At 67.2% G+C, this 3802-nt stretch carries 1 protein-coding gene; it reads right to left on the minus strand.

The genetic code is table 11. The features are described 5' to 3' along the window. Positions 1–3802, minus strand: a 3802-nt coding sequence (locus tag A8G08_RS03760; protein WP_157108390.1) for a non-ribosomal peptide synthetase, incomplete at both ends; no start/stop codon positions are given.

A 3802-nucleotide genomic window follows, 5' to 3' on the forward strand; every position in this document is an offset into this window, starting at 1 on the left:
GTTCTGGAACGAGAGCGCCACCTGGAACAGCGGATTGCGCGCCTGCGACCGAACCGGATCCAGGATCTCGACCAGCCGCTCAAACGGCACATCCGCATGCCCGAACGCACCCAGATCGGTTTCGCGCGTCTGCGCAAGCAGCTCCGCGAACGATCCGCCACCATCGACACCGGTGCGCAGCACCAGGGTGTTGACGAACATGCCGATCAGATCGTCGAGCTCACGCTCGCCACGACCCGCGATCGGCGTACCGATGGCAATGTCCTCGGTCCCCGATAGGCGTGCGAGCAGCACCGCAAGGGCTGCGTGCACGACCATGAACAAGGTCGCATCGTGGGCGCGCGCCAGCTCCACCAACCCGGCGTGCAGGTCGGCGTCGATCTCGAAGTCCAGCGCAGCACCGGCGAAGGACTGCACCGCCGGTCGCGGACGATCCAAGGGCAGATCCAGCTGATCCGGCACACCCGCGAGTTGCGTTGACCAGTAATCGATCTGACCCGCGATGAGCGTCTCGGGATCGTCCTCCGACCCGAGCACCTCACGCTGCCACAGGGCGAAGTCCGCGTACTGCACCGGCAGCGCCGCCCAGCCCGGCACGTCACCGCGAGTACGCGCTTCGTACGCCACCATCACATCGCGCGCCAGCGGCGCAGCCGAGAAACCATCGGTGGCAATGTGATACGCCACGAACACGAGGACGAACTCGGTGGCCTTTGTGACGTCTTCGACGTCGGTGGTCGCGCTGTGGCTCACGCGGAACAAGCCAGCCCGCACGGGAACCTCGGTCGTGACATCGAACCCACGCCCGACAACCCCGGCCACCGCACCGAACAGTTCGGCTTCGGTGACCGGCACCGGCGCGAGATCCAGACCGACCTCGGCGGCGGGCAGCACCAACTGGTAACCGACACCATCGATCTCGGGGTAGATCGTGCGCAACGACTCGTGCCGCGCAACCACATCGGCCACCGCAGACTGCAGCGCCTCGACGTTCAAGTCGCCCGACAACCGGATTGCCACCGGGATGTTGTCGACCACGGACTCCGGATTGAACCGGTTCAGGAACCACATCCGCTGCTGCGCCAACGACAACGGCACACGCTCCGGGCGCGGGCGGGCCTCGAGCGCCACCCGACCCGCACCCGCGTGCGACTCAACCGCTAGCGCAAGTCGTTCCACCGAGGAAGCCTCGAACAACACCCGCACCGCGATGGTCGCGTCGAGCACCTGCCCGAGTCGAGAGGTGACCTGCATTGCCAACAGGGAGTTACCGCCGAGGGCGAAGAAGTCATCGTCCAGGCCGACCTGCGCGATCCCGAGCACCTCGGCGAACACACCCGCGACGGCCTGCTCGATCGGTGTGGTCGGCGCACGGAATACCGCCGCCTCGAACACCGGTTCTGGCAACGCTTTGCGATCGAGCTTGCCGATCGGCGTCAACGGGAAGGCGTCGAGCACCATGATCTGCGCCGGCACCATGTAGGACGGGAGCGCCTCGGCCACTGCCGCCGTCAGTGCCGCGACATCGACGTGCGCGCCGGGCGCGGCCACGACGTACGACACCAGAGACATACCGCGAGTCGCATCGTTATGACCCAGGGTCGCCGCCGCGGACACCGTCACGTCGCCGGCCAACGCCGCGTCGATCTCGCCGAGCTCGACACGGAACCCGCGGATCTTCACCTGGAAGTCGCTGCGGCCAACAAACTCGAGCTCGCCGGAACGGGTCCAGCGCACGAGGTCACCGGTGCGGTACATCCGGCCGCCGTTGTACGGATCGGCAACGAACCGCTCGGCCGTCAGCCCCGCACGGGCGTGGTATCCACGAGCGAGGGCGTCGCCCGATAGATACAGCTCACCCGCGACACCCAGTGGCACGGAGTGCAGTCGCGCATCGAGTACGAGAGCCGAGGCACCCGCAACCGGGCCGCCGACGGTGATCGGCTTGTCCGCGCGAAGCTCGGCGTAGGTAGAGATGATCGTGGTCTCGGTCGGCCCGTATCCGTTGAGGTAACGCCGGCCGTTCGCCCAATGCGCCACCAACTCCGGCGTGGACACGTCGCCACCGACCGACACAGCCTCGAGGTCAGCCAACTCGGGGGCACCCATGCTCGCGAGCACCGCCGGGGTGATGATCGTGTGCGTCACCCGCTCCTCGGCCATGAAGTCGGCCAACTCGGCGCCGCCCAGAATCCGCGACGGCACGACCACAAGTGCGGCACCGCTGGAGAACGCCATCATCCACTCGAGCACCGACGGGTCGAAGCTCGGCGAGCAGATGTGCATGAAGCGGTCGTCCGACGACACGTTGTAGCGCTGTTGGGCCGAATCGAGCAGACCACCGAAACCGGAGTGCGTCACTGCCACGCCCTTCGGGCGGCCGGTCGAACCCGAGGTGTAGATCATGTACGCCGTGTTCGACACCCGAACCGCTGCATGCCGGTCCGCATCGGTCACCGCGTCGGCGGAGTACTCCGCCAACGCCTGGTCGGTATCGGGTGCGTCGAGCACCAGCCACTCGAAACCGTCGGCCGGCAGATCGCATACGAACTCCGAGCCCGTAATGCCCAGCAGCGCAGCCGAATCCTCGAGCATGTACTCGACACGCTCGGTCGGGTAGCTCGGGTCGACCGGTACGAACGCCGCACCCGACTTCGCCACCGCGACCTCGCCGAGCACCATCGCATACGAGCGGGGGAACGCCAGCGCGACACGGGTTTCCGGTCCGGCGCCATGCGCAATCAGCCAGCGCGCCAACCGGTTCGACTGGTCATCGAGTTCCCGGTACGTGTACGAGCGACCCTCGAACCGCACCGCGACCGCATGCGGATCGAAGGCGGATCGGGACGAAAGCACATTCGGCAGCAGCACGTGGCCGCTCGCCTCGGGCCCGGCGACCACAGAGTGCCGCGCCTCGTCGGCGGCGAGGATGCCGATGTCACCGACGAAGACCGCCGGATCCGCCGCAACCGCCTCGAGCACCCGCACCAAGCGGGCGCCGAAATCGAGCATCGTCTGCTCGTCGAACAGGTCGGTCGCGTAAGTCAGCGCACCCGTCATGCCACCGCTTGCCCCGAGGTCGGACAACGTGACCTGCAGATCGAACTTCGCAGTCTCCGACCCCGCGTCGAGACCCGACACCGTAAGGCCGGGCAACTCGAACCGGGTCGTACCCAGGTTCTGGAAGGACAGCGCCACCTGGAACAACGGGTTACGCGCCTGCGACCGAACCGGATCCAGGATCTCGACCAACCGCTCGAACGGCACATCCGCATGCCCGAACGCACCCAGATCGGTTTCCCGCACGCCCGCAAGCAGATCGGTGAACGACTCGCCGCCGTCCACACCCGTGCGCAGCACCAGAGTGTTGACGAACATGCCGATCAGATCGTCGAGCTCACGCTCGCCACGACCCGCGATCGGGGTACCGACCGCAATGTCCTCGGTGCCCGACAGACGTGCGAGCAGCACCGCGAGCGCCGCATGCACCACCATGAACAGGGTCGCGTCATGCGCGCGGGCCACCGCGAGCAGCGAAGCGTGCAGTTCGGCCGGGACCTCGAACCCGACCGTTGCGCCACGGCCCGACGCGACCGCCGGCCGCGGGCGGTCCGACGGCAGATCCAGCTGATCCGGCACACCCGCGAGTTGCGTTGACCAGTAAGCAATCTGACGCGAAATCAACGATTCCGCATCAGCATCGGACCCGAGCACCTCACGCTGCCACAGCGCGTAATCCGCGTACTGCACCGCCAACGGCGACCAGCCCGGCACCTCACCGCGCGTGCGCGCCTCATACGCC

This window comes from Aldersonia kunmingensis, from assembly GCF_001646865.1.
GTDB lineage: Bacteria > Actinomycetota > Actinomycetes > Mycobacteriales > Mycobacteriaceae > Aldersonia > Aldersonia kunmingensis.